We start from the raw sequence: 14,144 nt of genomic DNA, 5'->3' as shown, positions 1-14,144 counted from the left end.
ATCTGCAGTCTTTGGCGAAATTTGAGCGGAAAAACTGGCGTGTTTGCGCTTGCCAAGCTTTGGTCTGCGCCTTAGGGTCTGCCCGCACTTATTTTGCGAAGAACGTACCCGCTTCTATTGGAGGGCATTATGGGCTTTATCGCTGACTCGCTGTCTCGTGTGAAACCGTCTGCAACGATTGCAGTGACCACGAAGGCACGCGAACTGAAAGCCGCAGGCCGCGACGTTATCGGCCTTGGTGCTGGTGAACCAGATTTTGATACGCCAGACAACATTAAAGCTGCTGCAGTTGCAGCTATTAATGAAGGCAAAACAAAATACACAGCGGTTGATGGCACTCCTGAGCTGAAACAGGCAATCAGCGCTAAGTTCCTGCGTGACAATGGCCTGAAGTATGAGCCAAACCAGATTACTGTCGGAACCGGCGGCAAGCAGGTGCTCTACAATGCACTGATCGCAACTATCAATCCAGGCGATGAAGTTCTCATCCCAACACCATACTGGGTGTCTTACCCTGACATGGTGCTGCTGGCTGGTGGTGAGCCTGTGGTTGTTGAGGCGGATCAGAAGACCTTCAAGATCACGCCTGAAGCGCTGGAAGCGGCGATTACGCCTAAAACCAAATGGTTGATCTTCAACTCTCCATCCAATCCGTCCGGTGCTGGCTACACCCGCGATGAGCTGAAAGCTCTGACCGACGTTCTGCTGAAGCACCCGCATGTCTGGATCATGTCTGACGACATGTATGAGCACCTTGTCTATGATGACTTTGAGTTCACCACACCTGCGCAGATCGAGCCTCAGCTTTATGATCGCACTTTGACCGTGAATGGCGTTTCCAAAGCGTATTCCATGACCGGCTGGCGTATTGGTTATGCGGGTGGCCCTGCTGATCTGATCAAGGCGATGGCGAAGGTTCAGTCCCAGTCCACTTCCAACCCATGCTCCATTTCTCAGGCAGCTGCGGTTGAAGCGCTGAATGGGACACAGGATTTCATTCCAGTCAACAACAAGGTCTTCCAGGATCGTCGTGATCTGGTTGTGTCTATGTTGAACCAGTCTTCCGGTCTTGAGTGTCCGGTTCCAGAGGGTGCGTTTTACGTATTCCCATCTTGCGCAGGCACCATTGGCAAGACTGCGCCATCTGGCAAGGTGATCGAGACTGATCTGGACTTTGCAGGTGAGCTTCTGGAAACTGAAGGTGTTGCTGTTGTTCCGGGTTCCGCGTTCGGTCTGGGTCCAAACTTCCGCGTTTCCTATGCGACTTCCACTGAAGCTCTGACTGAGGCTTGTACTCGTATTCAGCGTTTCTGCGGAAACCTGAAGTAAGCGATTTTCTGAAACGAATGCCTGGGAGATCTCAGGCATCCAGTTTTAAGCGACAGATACAAAAAGGCGCTGCATCACGCAGCGCCTTTTTTGTTTTAGGTGTTTCGCAGCACCAAAGAAAACTTTGGTGCTTTGTTTGTGCGTATCCTTATCCGAAAACCGGAATCCACTTTTCGGGGATACGCTTTTGGATGCTTAGTCCGGGAGGAGAGCATCCAGAATGTAGCTGTTGTTGACGAATGTGCCGCGGCTTTCCTCAACCAATGTCTGTGCATCGGCGAAGGAGAAGCGGACGCCTGCCATGATAGAAGCGTTTTCGAGCTTCTCAGAGCGCAGGTCTGCGAACATCGTCATGCCGTTGGCGGTTTCAGTCCCTGGCTTGAACTCCATACCCATTGCGTAGATATGGCTGTCGCGCAGATAGCGGTAACCCGCGTAAAAGCGTGCGTTTTCGCTGGCATAGTAAGATGCGGTTGCACCACCCATGACAGAGCCTGTATCGTCGATCATCTGAACGCCGATCAGTCCGTCAACAGACAGGTTTTCAAAGTGAACCTGTGCTTCTGCACCTACGTAGCCGAAGGAACCGGCTCCACCGTTGATTTGCGCTGCAGAGCCAACAACACCGAAGTAGTTGTAGTCCTGCGTGCGGAAGCCCATGCGGCCTGTGCCAGCATAAAAGCCATAATCCTTGGTCCCGCCTGCGGTCGCATCAAATTGTGATGCAAAGCCTGGCCCCTGCCCGAAAGCAGCTGTTCCTGACAACAGGCCCAACATCTTGCCTTCGAGTGCCCCGAAAGCAGTTGTAATGCGGGCATTGATGGGATTTGCCTGCGCGATCGCTGGAAGAGTTGCAATGGCTATTGCACCGGTTATGCCAAACAAAAGTGTCTTCAAATTTGAGCGCATTGCTGATTCTCCGTACTCAATTTCTGAGTGGAGACTCTCGTGTTTTATTTAAAACATTGTTCTAAAGTGTCCCAGAATGGGTCAAATCGTTAGGCTTAATATCTATGGTTAATAATTGGTATACAGCTTTATGAAACCTTCTGAGGATGTAGGGTTTATCGATAATTTTTCCGTAAGTCCTTCTGCATGCAGGGCTTCTCGTAGGTGACTTTGAGCGGCTTAAGGGATGCTTAGGGTTAACCCGGTGAGGTGACGGACAGGGCAGGTCGGTCTGTTATGCGTTTATGGTGAAAATCCTAATCACAATTTCTAACGCATATCACTAGGTAAAAATAACGCTGGAACTAAGCGGAGCATTCACTGTGATCGTAGCAAGGCTTTGACAGTCCGTACGCTTTGGTTTCCCATTGTGAAAAGGTCGTAGAGCCTGAGCACTGGAGAACAATAATGAAGAAATGCCTTGCTTTTGCTGCTGTTGCCGCTCTTGGTCTCAGCACTTCCGCCTATTCTGCAGACACGCCTGCACCTCCTCCTGCAGAACCCCAAAAGGATCGCCCTGGTGTTGAAGTTGGATCTTTGACCTGTGATCTGGTTGCCGGGACCAACTTCATTGTTGGCTCCTCTCATGAACTGTCCTGTGTTTTCAAATCGCCGAGCGGAAAGCGTATCGAAGGATATACCGGCACCATCAACAGCTATGGTATCGACATCGGACCCGTCACATCCGGAACGTTGGTTTGGGGGGTTGTTGCGCCGAAGGCTAACCTGAAGCCGGGTTCTCTTGCCGGGAATTACGGCGGTGTGTCTGCCGGTGTCACGTTGGGTGCTGGCGTGCAGGCGAATGTCCTGCTGGGTGGCCTGAATCGCTCTATCGCTTTGCAGCCTTTAAGCCTGCAAGGCCAGACTGGAGCGAACATTACAGCTGGTGTCACAGGGCTGCGGCTGACCAAGCAGTGATCCTTTAATTCTTAGGGGGATTGTGAATCCTAACCCTTTGATCTTTATAAATAGCGCCGGTTCATATTGTGCGGCGGACTGTCACGCTTCAGTCCGCTGTTGTTTTGGCGCTTGCATATCACGGTGTTTCCGAGTGACGATACTTATCCAGAGTCTTATAATACTCTGGAAGGCGCGTGTGATTTTGCGCCGCCATGGCGCAAACGCCCGTGTCTGCTTCCCAAACCCAAACAGGGAGTATGGATCATGGGAGACAAGCATGTCGGAGTTGCCGGAGGCAGGGTTCGCAGCCCTCGTTCGGTTGCCATAATTGGACCTTTCGCAAGTGGCAAGACCACACTGCTGGAAGCTCTTCTCGCACGAACGGGGGCTATTGGGCGACAGGGAAGTGTTGACGCGAAAAGCTCACTGGGTGACAGCAGTGACGAAGCGCGTGATCACAGCATGAGCGTTGAGGCGAACATTGCCACCTGCACCTATAAGGGCGATCACTTCACATTTATCGACTGCCCCGGATCCGTAGAATTTCTTCACGAAGGCAACAGTGTCTTAAACGGAGTAGATATTGCCGTTGTGGTTGCTGAGCCAGATGAAAAGAAGACAGCAGCTCTTCAACTCATTCTCAAATCACTCGAACAGCGGAACATCCCGCATGTTCTCTTCCTGAACAAAATAGACAAGGCAACAGGTAGTGTGCGCGCGATGCTTCAGGCGTTGCAGCCAGCTTCGAGCCTTCCAATGGTGTTGCGCCAGATCCCGATCTGGGAGGACGGCACTGCGACAGGCTTTATTGATCTGGCGCTGGAGCGGGCCTTTGTCTACCAGGAAGGCAAGCCAAGTAAGATCATCGAGATTCCAGATGATGAGCGTGCCCGTGAGGTGGAAGCGCGCTATGCCATGATGGAAATGCTGGCAGATCACGATGATGTTCTCATGGAGCAACTTTTAGAAGACGAAGCTCCTGAGAGTGAGGTCATTTTTGATGATCTTGTGCAGGAAATGCAGCGCGGCGAAATCTGCCCTGTGTTTATTGGCAGCGCGATCAAAGGCAATGGCATCCGCCGCTTGCTGAAGGCTTTGCGCCATGATGCTCCAGGTATTGTTGAAACCCGCAAGCGTCTGGGGCTCAAGGAAGATGATGCCATTCTTCAGGTGCTGAAAACCTACCACACTTCACATGGCGGCAAGCTCTCTGTTGCTCGTCTGTTTGGTGGGTCTGTGAAGGAAGGTGCGCTTCTTTACGACAGACATGGGGAAGAGTATCGCCCATCTGGTCTGTTCCAGATGCAGGGTTTGCAGCCGAAGAAGATTACAGAGGCTGTTGCTGGTGATCTGGTGGCTCTTGGCAAGCTGGATAATATTGAAACCGGCATGACCCTTGGTGTTGGTGCCAAGCCTTCGCAAAGTCTGTTTGTCGTTGATACTCCGGATGCAGTTCTTTCCAAGGGGATTACGGCGACAGAACGGAAGGATGAAGTCAGACTCTCTACTGCGCTGTCCAAGTTGGTGGATGAAGACCCATCCCTGAGCATTACCCAAGTCCAGAGCACGGGTGAGACCGTACTGGAGGGGCAGGGCGAAATGCATCTGCGTGTTGCTCTTGAAAAACTGACCGGACGCTATGGGTTGTCTGTGAAGAGCTTTGAACCTCGTATTCCATATAAGGAAACCATTCGCGGCACGACTGAGCTGCGCGGACGCCATAAGAAGCAAAGTGGTGGCCACGGTCAGTTTGGCGATGTGGTGCTGGCTATTCAGCCTATGCCACGTGGTGAAGGGCACAGCTTCAACGACACGATTACTGGTGGCGTGGTGCCTAAGCAGTACATTCCGTCCGTCGGGGATGGTGTGAAAGAAGCTCTTGAGAAAGGGCCTTTGGGCTTCCCGGTCGTGGATGTGGCTGTGACGCTGAAGGATGGCTCCTATCACTCCGTTGACAGCTCCGATCAGGCTTTCCGCATGGCAGGTATTCTGGCCATGAAAGATGGCTTGAAGGAATGTAAGCCGGTTCTTCTTGAGCCCGTTGATAAGGTTGTTGTGGCCTGTCCGTCAGATACAACAGCTCGTATCAACGCGATTGTTTCCGGTCGCCGTGGACAAATCCTTGGGTTTGATGCCCGCGATAACTGGGATGGCTGGGATGAAGTGGAAGCCATGATCCCTGAGAGCGAACTCAGCGACCTTATTGTAGAGCTTCGCTCTGCAACAGCTGGTGTGGCGACGTTCTCTCGTAACTTTGACCACCTTGCCGAGCTTTCCGGCAAGGCTGCGGACAAAGTGATTGAGGGTGCAACAGCACCAGCCTGATACTCCAAAGCTTGCGCGCGTATTCTTATCCGAAAACCGGAACCACTTTTCGGGAATACGCTCTAAAGTGAGACAGAAAAAGAACCCGGGGCAATGCTCCGGGTTTTTCTTTGCTCCTGCGATATTGTCATCAAGGCTTAATAGGTGGCAGGGATGCTGTTTGGGCCATGAGGCGGGCGAGGATGGACCAGTCTTCGTCTGCATATCCAGCTGCGATTGCGGTGCGGAGTTGGTTGGCGACGACGTCTGCTGTGGGGAGCGGTACTTTGAGATCCTGAGCTGTTTGTTGCGCCAGGTTGACGTCCTTCAGGCCCAACGAGGTTTTGAAGCCGGGAGAGGGGTTTTGCTCGCGGGCGATGAGTGGAGCGTACGCTTGATAGACGGGAGCGCTGAACAGTGTTTCTGTTATTAGTGTGAGGAAGGTTTCCGGATCTATGCCCGCCTTTCTTGTCAGGGTGAAGCTTTCGGCCAAAGCTTCCACCGCCGCCGCTATCATGAAGTTCATGCCCAGTTTGGTGACTGCAGCTTGGCGCGGTGTTGGCCCCATCCAGAATTGCCGCGTGGATATGGCTTCCAGAACAGAGCGGGCTTCATCCATTGTGCTGCGTTCGCCTGCTGCGACGGCGACCAGTTGCCCTTCCGCGGCTTTGTCTGGCCGGCCAAGGACTGGCACGCATAAGAATCTGACATTAGCGCGCTCGTGGGCGGCTGTGAGGCGGTCTACCATTGGTGGGCTGATGGTACTGTGAGAGATGGAGATGCTGTTTTCTTTGAGTGGCAGTGCCAGAGTGTCTCCGGCAAGATAGACGGCCTCAACCGCTGCATCGTCTGATAGCATTGAGCAAACGATATGGCAGTCTGCAAAGTCTTGCAGAGATGTGGCTTGTTGTGCTCCCTCCGCGACTAGATCAGCGGCTTTTTCCGGAGAGCGGTTGTAAACTTTCAGAGCATGATTTTTGTTAATGCGCTGGGCCATTCCAAGGCCCATGGCGCCCAGGCCGATAAATCCGATTGTCATGGTGCCGTTCCTTTGCCCTGTCTGACATACGCTAGGCGTTTCAGAATAAGCTGGAGGCGTGTTTGAAAGGGTGTCTTGAACCCGCTGAATTTAAAGAAATCTAATCTGATTGGATGTTGATGGCAGCTTTGAACCGAGTGGTCTGACAGTTCGTCCTGTGCTCGCCTTCTGTGATCACGAAAAGGATCACGGGGGGTTTACTTGAAGTTTAAGGGGTTTCGCCGCTAAGTCATAGACCAATATTGGTAGACATTACCGTAACCCTTACCTGCTTGGAGATGGCAGCATGAACATTATTCATAGGCCTGAATGGATTATTCCGGAAAGAGAAGCGACACCTGAGGATGTGTTCTTCAACCGGCGCAGGTTTATGAAGGGCTTGGGCGCTGTTGGCCTTGGTCTGGCTGCTGGTGGTACCGGTTTGGTGAGCAGTGTGTTTGCGCAGGATGGCAAAGACCCAACCCTTGATCTCTACCCAGCTGAGCGGAACCCTGATTTCACCCTGAAACGGGCAATTACGCCTGAGAGCGTGACATCCGTTTACAACAACTTCTATGAGTTTGGCTCACACAAGCGCATTTCCGGTGCTGCGCAGGCGTTGAAGACACGTCCGTGGGCGATCACCATTGACGGTATGGTTGATAATCCGCAGACCATCGATTTTGATGATCTGGTGCGCAAGATGCCTTTGCAGGAGCGCCTTTATCGTCACCGCTGTGTTGAAGCATGGGCGATGGCTGTGCCGTGGACTGGCTTCCAGCTATCCGAGCTGGTGAAGTACGCTGGTCCGCAGAATGGTGCTAAGTATATCCGTTTTGAGACCTTTGAAGATTCCGACGTGGCCAGCGGCCAGCGTCAGTTCTGGTATCCGTGGCCTTACGTTGAAGGCTTGACCATGGATGAGGCCATGAACGACCTGGCATTCGTAGCGACGGGCATCTATGGCAAGCCGTTGCAGAAGCAGTATGGTGCGCCGATCCGTTTGGTGATGCCATGGAAGTACGGCTTCAAATCCATCAAATCTATCGTGAAGATTACCTTTACTGATCAACGTCCGGTCAGCTTCTGGGAAAAGATTGGCCCGAGCGAGTACGGTTTCTGGGCGAATGTGAACCCTGAAGTGCCGCATGCTCGCTGGTCGCAGGCTTCTGAGCGTTTGCTGGGTACGGATGAGCGCGTGCCAACACAGCTTTACAATGGCTATGCGGAGCAGGTGGCGCACCTTTATAAGGATCTGGAAGGGCAGAACCTCTACCGGTAAACGCTTGCTGATAAGCTTTTAAAAGGCCTGAGTGGTTTGATTGCGAATGAGCGACAAAGCCACTCGGGCTTTTTTGTGCACGTTGTGATGTGGTGTTGGGTTTGGCGAATTAGCCTATTCACTCAATGGGTTTTTAGAGCTGTAGGATTAGGCAGGATTGAACTGGAAGGATAACCTGCCGGTTGTTGTGGATAACTGAAAAGCGGCTTGTCCTCGTTAAAAGAGGAATCAAAGTGTGCCGCTGTTATTCTGCTGGAATGTGCAAAGTGATTTGACTGCCGAGCCGTTCCGCTCTGTCAGCTTCGCTTATGGCGTGGGAGATTTCGCCATAGATTGCGAAAAGTGCGCAGGCAACCAGAGTGTAAAATGCTTTTCTCAGGTCATTCACATCCATTACCTCGGATATTTGCCAATAGGTATGATTCGATAAGTAAAGGATGCAAGCTGATTTGTAATTTCGCTGATTAGAGGTGGTGAAATTTCACTGTTTGAAGATTTACCTAGGAAAAATATAGTTAATTTGAGTAAGGATTGCAGAAACTACTAGTTTATGTGAGTTGGGAATACCTTGAATCTGATGGGTTTTCCCAAGGTGGTGCTGCGCAATAGCCTGATGAATCCGCATGTCTCTGCGTGTATCCGGGATTGTTGATTTTTTAGTGTGCCCAAGAAGTAAGCGACCTTAGGTCTGTTTTTAGGCAGGGCGATTTTGAGCATGTCATGCGTGTTTGTCAGCGGCTGTAACTGCTCAGCAAAAGGCCTTTCAAAACAGCTTTATAGCGCGTCAGGTGCGCTGTTAGCTTTGTGTGCTGCGAGGTGCTTGGAGAGGTTTGCTGACTAAAAGACTTAGGGAGACCCTTGGTCATCTTTGGCATTTGGCAAAAAAAAACCGGACCATGCGGTCCGGTTTCGAAGTGATGAATGATAAAGCACCTAATGGGTGCAATCACCTTCCAGAGGGGAACAGTTGATCGGATGTTGATGTCACTGGGAGGAGAGGTGTGACAACAACTGATCAACAGCAGGTGTATATATGCAGTGCAGCGCCGAAACAGCAATCCTTAATTTTTGCATTGCAGCTATGCATTTTTAAGGGGGCTCAAAACCCTCGGAACTTCATTGCAGGATTTGACAACTATCAGAAAGCTAACTCTGCGTAAGATATTGTCATTTCGGGATGAGATGGCGTGAAAAGGGCCTCACAGACGGTCTGAGAGGCCTCAAAAGAGATCTGGAATATTATTTATTTTGCAGTGCAAAACTTAGGGTTGAAACTCCTGAGCTGGCTCATCAAGCCAAATCAGTTCTTTTGCAGAGTTCTAGCCTAGTGTGTCCAACGTTCTGCATAGGAGACGAGGAAGTCTCTGAATGCGGTCACGCGAGCAGTGTTTTTCAGCTCTGATGGATATACGAAGTAGGTATCAAAGCTTGGCAGCTCTTCCTGTGTCACAGACATAACGCGTTTGATGCCTGCGCCTGGCTCAACCATGTAGTCCGGCAGAATAGCGATGCCGACGCCGGTCTGTACGGCTTTCTTGATGCCAGACAGGTTGTTCACGCGTAGGGAGACATCGCGGCGCTCACCGTTTGGCAATCCGGCTGTTGCAAGCCAGTTCATCGCGCGCAGGTAGGAGGCCATGTTGTCACCGATGGTGATCAGGCGGTGGTGGTCCAGATCATCGATGGTGCTTGGGCTGCCAAAGCGCTCAATATAGGTCGGTGAGGCGTAGACGTGGAAGTGCACCGTAAACAGCTTGCGCTGGATGAGGTCTGGCTGTGTTGGCTGGCGTAGGCGGATGGCGACATCTGCCTCACGCATGCCCAGATCCAGCTCATCATCCATGCAGATGAGTTCCAAACGCATATCCGGGTAAAGATCCACGAACTCGTTGACACGGGCGGTGAGCCAAGTGGAGCCGAGCCCCACTGTGGTGGTGACACGGAGCGTGCCGCTTGGCTTTTCCTTGGTGTCGGTCAGGCGGGACTGAACGGTTTCCAGTTTCAGCAGAACTTCGCGGGCGATTCTGTAAAGAAGCTCGCCTTGTTCTGTTGGAATCAGCCCGCGTGCATGACGGTGGAAGAGGGGGACACCCAGCTCTGCCTCAAGTGCACTGACCTGACGGCTGACAGCCGACTGGCTCATGTTGAGAGCTTCGCCGGCGTGGGTAAAGCTTCCTGCCTGTGCTGCTGCGTGGAAAATTCGCAGCTTGTCCCAATCCAAAGAACGGCCTGGCATTTGCTTTCCCCCCATCTTCCCGGTTTCTTATTCTGCTGCTTCAGTTTCAGATTCCAAAGCTGCCAGGTAGCGTTCTGCTTCCAGTGCAGCCATGCAGCCCATTCCTGCAGCGGTCACGGCCTGACGGTACTGCTCATCAGTCACGTCACCAGCTGCGTACACACCCGGAATGGATGTCTGAGTTGAATCAGCTTCGGTCCAAATGTAACCGGATTCCTTCATCTTTACCTGATCTTTGACAAGGTCAACCGCAGGAGCGTGTCCGATGGCGATGAATACGCCGTGTGTGGACATTTCTGTGGTTTCACCGGTCTTACGGTTTTTCAGGCGGATGCCAGTCACAACAGCTGGGTTTTCGGTGCCGAGGATCTCATCCACTTCACTGTCCCAGACCACGTTGATCTTTTCGTTTTTGAAGAGACGTTCCTGAAGGATCTTTTCGGAGCGCAGGGCATCACGACGGTGAACCAGCGTGACTTTTTCTGCCAGGTTCGCGAGGTAGAGCGCTTCTTCAACGGCGGTGTTGCCGCCACCAACCACAACAACTTCCTTGCCACGGTAGAAGAAACCGTCACAGGTTGCACATGCGGAGACGCCACCAGCCTGATATTTTTCCTCAGAAGGCAGACCGAGCCATTTTGCCTGTGCACCGGTTGCAATGACGAGGGCATCTGCGGTGTAGAGGGTGCCGCTGTCGCCTTTCAGCTCAAACGGGCGCTTGGAGAGGTCTGCTTCCAGAATTGTGTCGTAATCGATCTTGGTGCCGACGTTTTCTGCCTGCTTGCGCATTTCTTCAACCAGCCAAGGACCCTGAATTGGATCGGCAAAGCCCGGGTAGTTTTCAACGTCGGTGGTGATGGTCAGCTGACCGCCAGTCTGCACACCTGTGACCAGAAGCGGTTCCAGCATAGCGCGTGCGCCGTAGATTGCGGCGGTGTAGCCAGCAGGGCCGGAGCCTACGATCAGGAGTTTGGTGTGCTTAACAGTCATTTCCTCAGAACCTCAAATTTCGTGCGCGCTTGGATAGTACCAGTGCCGTGTTAGGGAGGGGTTCTATCCGCTTGTTTGCTTTTGTTCAATCGCTTTGGATATGGCATCCGCAATATCCGGTGTTGCGTCTATCGGTTCATAAGTAGGTGCTAATATGTCTCCGGGGAAGGGATGAAGTACTCCCAAATCCTCCATTCTTGATAAAAACCTATCAAACTTTCTGTGACTACCTGTTGGGCGGAAGCCGTAGATAGGCTTTCCAGTGGCTGCAGCTTCCCCCACCATATTGGTGGAATCTGTTGTAACCACTGTGATTTCTGCGTTGGCCAGGTACTGGACGATGGGGTTTTCACCTTCCCCATTCCAGAAGAGATGACCCTCTGATCTGCCCAGATCATGCAACTGCATTGCCAGCTCTCTTGGGGTGCGGCGGGAGCAGGTGATCATGAGCGAATGGGTGTGCGACAGGTTTTTAAGTGCGGCGAGAAGCGTGTTGATATTGTCGGGCGTAAAGGTGTGATGCTGGGAATTGCCGCCAATCAGGACAGCTGCTTTGGGCTTTGGCAGTGCTGCGATGGCTTCAAGCGGGTTGTCACGCGCGTCCTGCAGCTTTTGAGCTGAAAAACGGTGAGGTGATGTAAGTGTTGTTACTATGTTTTTCCCAGAAATTCCGTCATGTTCTGGCGCCCAGACAAAATCAGCAAATTTGCTGTTGATCTTTGGGTCCTTGAGGAAAACAGTAAAGGTCTGGCCCTTGGAAAGCCGCTTTAGTGCGCGTAAGTAGGGCACCGCTCTGCGCCCGGATGCAATCGCGACCGCGGGATATGGGGGTGCAAGCGGGCTTTCTGGCTTGTGTGGTGCGTCTTTGGGATCGATTGGTCCCCAAGGCATTGCGTAGGTAAAAAGCTTGCGGGGGGCAACTAATCGAATTTCGTAGGGAAGTCCCAACGCGTCGGCTACACCGATGCATTGCGCTACGTCTCCGATCTTGCCATCTGTTAAAACCCACAGGTTTTGCGACATTTTGTTCCCCCAGCTTTCGGGAAGTGTCTGCAAAATGCTATTTGTTGATATAGTCTGTCGCAAATAAGCAATAAACTAGCATTTCGCCTAACTTCGTGTTTTAGGCAGTGTTGTAAAACAGGTTAACTGTTAATCCAATAGGACAAGCAAAGGAGACGAGCTTGAAAGCGCGTCTGGATTCGATCGACTGGCAAATTTTGAAGGAGCTGCAGGGAGACGGCCGCATTACCAATGTGGAGCTGGCTCGTCGTGTAGGAATTTCTGCGCCCCCATGTTTGCGCAGGGTTCGAGCCCTGGAAGAAGCAGGACTCATTCGCGGCTACCGTACGCTACTTGATGAGAAACAACTGGGATATGAAGTCACCGCCTTTGTCATGGTTGGATTGCATAACCAAACAGAGAATGACCTCGTCTCATTTGAAGCGCAAGTCAAGGAATGGCCGTTGGTTCGGGAGAGCTACATGGTGTCCGGTGAAGTTGACTTCATCATGCGCTGTACGGCTAAAGATCTGGAAACCTTCCAGAACTTCATTATTCGCGATGTGACTTCCACAAAGAATGTGGATCACGTTCGCACTGCACTGACCATCCGCCGTATCAAGGATGAGCCGAACGTGCCGATTGATAAGCCTGAGTATTTCTAGGCTTTCGATCCGGGAGAAACTTTTTAAACGGCCTTCGCGTAGGAAGGCCGTTTTTTTATGCGTGGTCACATCCACTTACCGACTGTGATTGTAACTGTGCCTGACTTTATGTTTTCGTTCGTTTTCGAGGGAACTTCAGGGCCGTCATAGGGGCCGACCGGGTTTTCATCCATGCTGAAGCCATAGGCTGCCTGATTGAGCATGAGGGATGGTTTGCCGGAAAGGCGTGAGTCGTTTCCATCACTGTCGCTGTAGTGCAAGAACTTTGAGTAATAGTGACATGTCTTGCCTGCCTCGTACCACTTGCTCCAATCGTTCCATTTTGAGGTGCTAAAGGCTGCCTGTGCGCTTTCTGTCGTTTCGGCGGTCAATACGCCGTCTAGTGCTACACCGCGGCACAGCGCTTCCCAAATACTATCCTGGAGCAGGCCTGCATCTCCTGCAGCCCCCGCCGGAGTTAAACCAACGCCAAAGGATTGCTGGAAGACGTATTGGCTGCTCGTCAGGCCGCTTTCCGGCTTGTAGAAGTGGAAAGTGCCAGCTGGGCCTGTCAGTGTATAGACTTGGGGTTGCTCGGTTGATCCTGAGCGCGCCTGTGTGGTGCAGCTTCCTTCATACAAACGAGGAACCGCTTTGGAGCCAATATTGATGCTCAATACGTTTCCCGGTGAGAAGAAATGGTCGAGGGTCTCATCCCAATAGGTTGCCAGGGGATCATCTGTTGTTTTCTGATAGTTGCCGGATTTTGAGGCGAGCCAATCGTTGGGATCACAGATGGCAAAGAACTGATTGTCTACGAGGGGCGGCTGGAACCCGCCTTTTGTGAGCGGTGTGGAGTAGAGCAGGGGGAGGAAGTGAGCGGCGGCTGGGTCAGCCTTAGCTTCGTTTTTCATGAATTTTGTGAAGGCCTCGGCAATTTGAGCCCGTGTCACATCTTTGCGCATGCCATATTGCGGGCCGTCCGCGCCTTCAACATCAAAACGGAGGTTGAGACCAAAACCGCTCACCGCGGACAGGTTTAGCTGAGCATCCAGACCAAACTCGAAAACGTCAAACGGGCCGGGAGCCTCCACGCCGGGTGTGTTGGCATAAGGGTACTGGGTGTATTGAATCGGGTTGTTGTTTGTGACTGTGAGGTCCTGCGGCTTGTCTTTGGAGACAACGAACAGGAAGCGGTCATCACCGTTGGTTTTGTCCTCTAGCACTACATCGCCGATATCCGAGAGCTTTTGAAACGGAACGCTGGTTGGCGCTTTTGTTGTGCTCGGTCTTGTGAAATTGCTTCCTTCCAAGACCTTGAAGTGTTCCTGTGACCCTCCGTTGATCCAGCCTGCGACCCAGACATGTGCTGTGGTGTCGGGCAGACCACTTTCATCAACCAGTTTGAATTTGATGGACATTGCGTTCCCTTTTTTGTTTTTCTTCTCGGTGTTAGAGGGACGTGTCTTGGTTGACTTTGTGAGCTGCTGC

General features: G+C 52.1%; 11 protein-coding genes. 5 read left to right on the top strand and 6 right to left on the bottom strand.

Annotated elements, in window-relative coordinates:
- Nucleotides 1–129 precede the first annotated feature (129 nt).
- Entirely contained in the window at nt 130–1,329 is a 1,200-nt protein-coding gene (locus PsAD13_RS22440) for a pyridoxal phosphate-dependent aminotransferase (RefSeq protein ID WP_063319519.1), read from the top strand.
- Nucleotides 1,330–1,524: 195 nt separating this feature from the next.
- Here the strand turns inward: PsAD13_RS22440 and PsAD13_RS22435 are convergent, their stop codons facing one another.
- Entirely contained in the window at nt 1,525–2,238 is a 714-nt protein-coding gene (locus PsAD13_RS22435; RefSeq protein ID WP_063308040.1) for a hypothetical protein, read from the bottom strand.
- Between the two features lie 447 nt (nt 2,239–2,685).
- Here PsAD13_RS22435 and PsAD13_RS22430 point away from each other — a divergent pair, with 447 nt between their 5' ends.
- A complete protein-coding gene (locus PsAD13_RS22430; protein WP_057461132.1) occupies nt 2,686–3,195 on the top strand; it encodes a DUF992 domain-containing protein in 510 nt (169 codons plus the stop codon).
- A 246-nt stretch (nt 3,196–3,441) separates the two neighbouring features.
- Nucleotides 3,442–5,502, top strand: coding sequence for an elongation factor G (locus tag PsAD13_RS22425; RefSeq protein WP_063319518.1), 2,061 nt, complete (start codon nt 3,442–3,444; stop codon nt 5,500–5,502).
- Between the two features lie 130 nt (nt 5,503–5,632).
- On the opposite strand, the gene PsAD13_RS22420 is transcribed toward PsAD13_RS22425, so the two are convergent.
- Complete coding sequence (locus PsAD13_RS22420) at nt 5,633–6,520, bottom strand: NAD(P)-dependent oxidoreductase (RefSeq protein WP_063319517.1); 888 nt, start codon at nt 6,518–6,520, stop codon at nt 5,633–5,635.
- A gap of 286 nt (nt 6,521–6,806) precedes the next feature.
- Here PsAD13_RS22420 and msrP point away from each other — a divergent pair, with 286 nt between their 5' ends.
- Nucleotides 6,807–7,781: a protein-methionine-sulfoxide reductase catalytic subunit MsrP gene (gene msrP / locus PsAD13_RS22415; protein WP_057461130.1), complete on the top strand. Its 975-nt coding sequence runs from the start codon at nt 6,807–6,809 to the stop codon at nt 7,779–7,781.
- Between the two features lie 1,324 nt (nt 7,782–9,105).
- On the opposite strand, the gene PsAD13_RS22410 is transcribed toward msrP, so the two are convergent.
- The 3 genes from PsAD13_RS22410 to PsAD13_RS22400 all read right to left on the bottom strand — a co-directional run bounded on the left by PsAD13_RS22410 (nt 9,106) and on the right by PsAD13_RS22400 (nt 12,030).
- Nucleotides 9,106–10,017, bottom strand: coding sequence for a LysR family transcriptional regulator (locus tag PsAD13_RS22410; protein ID WP_063319516.1), 912 nt, complete (start codon nt 10,015–10,017; stop codon nt 9,106–9,108).
- A 27-nt stretch (nt 10,018–10,044) separates the two neighbouring features.
- Nucleotides 10,045–11,007, bottom strand: coding sequence for a thioredoxin-disulfide reductase (trxB, locus tag PsAD13_RS22405; protein ID WP_063290001.1), 963 nt, complete (start codon nt 11,005–11,007; stop codon nt 10,045–10,047).
- A gap of 63 nt (nt 11,008–11,070) precedes the next feature.
- The gene (locus tag PsAD13_RS22400; RefSeq protein WP_063319515.1) at nt 11,071–12,030 is read right to left on the bottom strand and encodes a mitochondrial fission ELM1 family protein; all 960 of its coding nucleotides are present in this window, start codon (nt 12,028–12,030) and stop codon (nt 11,071–11,073) included.
- A gap of 161 nt (nt 12,031–12,191) precedes the next feature.
- Between PsAD13_RS22400 and PsAD13_RS22395 the strand changes: the two genes are divergently transcribed.
- Nucleotides 12,192–12,674 carry an Lrp/AsnC family transcriptional regulator gene (locus PsAD13_RS22395; RefSeq protein WP_057461126.1) on the top strand — a complete coding sequence of 161 codons (483 nt, stop codon included), beginning with the start codon at nt 12,192–12,194 and terminating at the stop codon, nt 12,672–12,674.
- A 65-nt stretch (nt 12,675–12,739) separates the two neighbouring features.
- On the opposite strand, the gene PsAD13_RS22390 is transcribed toward PsAD13_RS22395, so the two are convergent.
- The gene (locus tag PsAD13_RS22390; protein ID WP_063319514.1) at nt 12,740–14,074 is read right to left on the bottom strand and encodes a hypothetical protein; all 1,335 of its coding nucleotides are present in this window, start codon (nt 14,072–14,074) and stop codon (nt 12,740–12,742) included.
- Nucleotides 14,075–14,144: the final 70 nt, after the last annotated feature.

The organism is Pseudovibrio sp. Ad13 (assembly GCF_001623225.1).
Classification (GTDB): Bacteria; Pseudomonadota; Alphaproteobacteria; order Rhizobiales; family Stappiaceae; genus Pseudovibrio.
The sequence above is the reverse complement of the archived record's forward strand: the minus strand, read 5'-3'. Positions and strand labels throughout refer to the sequence as shown.

Bases quoted from the DNA above. Each gene is read 5' to 3' on its own strand.
- PsAD13_RS22400 (WP_063319515.1), bottom strand. From the start codon at position 12,030: ATGTCGCAAAACCTGTGGGTTTTAACAGATGGCAAGATCGGAGACGTA.
- PsAD13_RS22390 (WP_063319514.1), bottom strand. From the start codon at position 14,074: ATGTCCATCAAATTCAAACTGGTTGATGAAAGTGGTCTGCCCGACACC.
- PsAD13_RS22440 (WP_063319519.1), top strand. From the start codon at position 130: ATGGGCTTTATCGCTGACTCGCTGTCTCGTGTGAAACCGTCTGCAACG.
- trxB (WP_063290001.1), bottom strand. From the start codon at position 11,007: ATGACTGTTAAGCACACCAAACTCCTGATCGTAGGCTCCGGCCCTGCT.
- PsAD13_RS22425 (WP_063319518.1), top strand. From the start codon at position 3,442: ATGGGAGACAAGCATGTCGGAGTTGCCGGAGGCAGGGTTCGCAGCCCT.
- msrP (WP_057461130.1), top strand. From the start codon at position 6,807: ATGAACATTATTCATAGGCCTGAATGGATTATTCCGGAAAGAGAAGCG.
- PsAD13_RS22430 (WP_057461132.1), top strand. From the start codon at position 2,686: ATGAAGAAATGCCTTGCTTTTGCTGCTGTTGCCGCTCTTGGTCTCAGC.
- PsAD13_RS22435 (WP_063308040.1), bottom strand. From the start codon at position 2,238: ATGCGCTCAAATTTGAAGACACTTTTGTTTGGCATAACCGGTGCAATA.
- PsAD13_RS22410 (WP_063319516.1), bottom strand. From the start codon at position 10,017: ATGCCAGGCCGTTCTTTGGATTGGGACAAGCTGCGAATTTTCCACGCA.
- PsAD13_RS22420 (WP_063319517.1), bottom strand. From the start codon at position 6,520: ATGACAATCGGATTTATCGGCCTGGGCGCCATGGGCCTTGGAATGGCC.